This window comes from Plesiomonas sp. (genome assembly GCF_051650925.1).
Classification (GTDB): Bacteria; Pseudomonadota; Gammaproteobacteria; order Enterobacterales; family CAMTGL01; genus Plesiomonas.
Genome location: NZ_JBOFRH010000391.1, coordinates 1 through 1,655, shown reverse-complemented (window position 1 = coordinate 1,655; position 1,655 = coordinate 1). Strand labels below are relative to the sequence as shown.

The window sequence follows — 1,655 nt, the reverse complement described above, 5'->3', positions numbered from 1 at the left end:
CATGGCGTATTCACCGATCGTGTTGGTGTCTTGTCGACCGATTTCTTCGTCAACTTGACCGATATGAGCTACACATGGAAACCGGCAGGCGAAAATCTGTATCAGATTTGTGACCGCGTAACCGGTGCCGTGCGCTGGACCGCTACCCGAGTGGATTTGGTGTTTGGCTCCAATTCCATTTTGCGGGCTTACGCCGAAGTGTATGCGCAAGATGATAATCATCCGAAGTTTGTTCATGACTTTGTCGCCGCATGGACCAAAGTGATGAATGCCGATCGCTTTGATATTTAATACGCTTAGCGAATAAATCGGCACTCCCGCCGCGTTGTGCTGGCCAGTGACATCAACATCACGGCCTGTACACCGCGGCATTTTTGTCTCTTTTAAATGCGTTTTCCCACCTATTCGCTACTTCTTTTTCACCACAATTTTCCGCATATCACGCAGCAAACACTGGTCATTCGTCTCTATTTATGCAATTCTCTCGCCCCATTTGTAATACAAGGTCATTTATGGTCAAGCAATTATCTGGGATTTTACTCCTCGCGGTTGCAGGCTGCGCCGATGCATCGATTATCATCAATCAAAATATCGGGTTAGATCCGGTGTATGAGCCAACCTCACGCCCAGCCTACAGTGAACGCATCTATGTATGCACCCTGACCCCATTCAGTGATGTGTACGCCGATGCCGGCCGCTCAGAGCGCAGCGCTCGCCACAAGGTGAGCCAACGCTGTGAACAGGGCCAAGGTAATGGCAGTATTTTCTGTAAAACCAAAGATGCCGTATGCACAGCCACCTCATTAGACGAGGATGATGGCCACGCACAAAACGTGTTGATGATTTTTGATGGCAGCCACCAGCGCGGAGCATCATTGGCAATTAGCCGTGATATGCCGGATCTTGCCCGTTATGGTTTCGCGGATCGGCTCTCTTCCTTCAGTATTCCTGATGGCTGGACTGTCCGTTTCTATGAGGGTATCAGCTACACCGGTGGCTACTACACCCGTCAGGGCGGTGATCAGGAAGCGATTGATTTTGATAATAAGATTCGCTCAATCCGCATTTTAAAGCGCTGATCTCAGAGTGCGGGCCGCATTTTTAAGTTACAAGTTAGGTGTCGCTCGCGTTCAACGTTATCTTTCGCACGAAACAAATAAACTAGCACACAATACAAATCTTAAGTAACCGATCAAGACAATATCTCAAATCTCACAGAAAATAGACTATTTTGCATCGCTCGATACAATACACCGCTAAATTTGAGTGTTCGTTTGAATCCGATCAGCCTCTCAAACCAACCGTTTTCTGAAAACAGTTATTTTCAGAGACAAACAACCTAAATATACGCACAGCCTTCGTATTTTATGTGGGTGTTGTTAATGGGGAGAATGACTGGGGAGTATGCATGTCTATCAAACCTGATCGCATCACCGCGATGCAACAGATCATCGATGCGGTAAAAGCCGAATTCCCTTTGTATCAGCAAGATACCTTTACCTGTGGGCCGGATAACTCCTGTGTCGGATGTCCGAAAAAGCTGATGGATTTGGTCGATACTGAATTGCAATACTGGCAACACCAGCTAGATCGGGGGATCGCACCCGGTTTTGATGATCTCAATCAGTTCGGCAAAATGTGTAAAAACGTACGGC

Annotated in this window: 2 protein-coding genes and 1 pseudogene; all 3 read left to right on the top strand. The window is 47.3% G+C overall.

Annotated features, from left to right (window positions below; all coding sequences use genetic code 11):
• A pseudogene (locus ACRC27_RS08920) lies at window positions 1-291 on the top strand (catalase-peroxidase); the annotation flags it as partial.
• Window positions 292-512: 221 nt separating this feature from the next.
• Complete coding sequence (locus ACRC27_RS08915) at window positions 513-1,079, top strand: beta/gamma crystallin-related protein (protein ID WP_152147224.1); 567 nt, start codon at window positions 513-515, stop codon at window positions 1,077-1,079.
• Between the two features lie 329 nt (window positions 1,080-1,408).
• Window positions 1,409-1,655, top strand: a 247-nt coding sequence (locus ACRC27_RS08910) for a hypothetical protein (RefSeq protein WP_438639720.1), incomplete at its 3' end; no start/stop codon positions are given.